Raw genomic sequence first — 290 nt, forward strand, 5'->3', positions numbered from 1 at the left:
GTCCCCGTGGTGAAGGCGACCACAATGGGTCGCACGAGCATCAAGGAGAGAGACGATGGCCAAGTACCTGTTGCTCAAGCACTACCGCGGTGCCCCGGGAGCGGTGAACGACGTCCCGATGGACCGGTGGACGCCCGAGGAGATCTCGGCGCACATCCAGTACATGCACGACTTCGCCGCCCGGCTGGAGAAGAGCGGCGAGTTCGTGGACGGCCAGGCGCTCGCCCCCGAGGGCACCTGGGTCCGCTACGACGGCGAGGGGCGCCCGCCGGTCACCGACGGCCCGTTCG

Annotated in this window: 1 protein-coding gene; it reads left to right on the forward strand. The window is 69.0% G+C overall.

What is annotated here, in order from left to right; genetic code table 11:
* Nucleotides 1-55: 55 nt before the first annotated feature.
* Nucleotides 56-290: YciI family protein (locus AOK15_RS25070; RefSeq protein WP_420876963.1), on the forward strand; the 235-nt coding region annotated here is incomplete at its 3' end.

Origin of the sequence: Streptomyces ossamyceticus, assembly GCF_001418475.1 — a bacterium.
Lineage (GTDB): Bacteria > Actinomycetota > Actinomycetes > Streptomycetales > Streptomycetaceae > Streptomyces > Streptomyces ossamyceticus.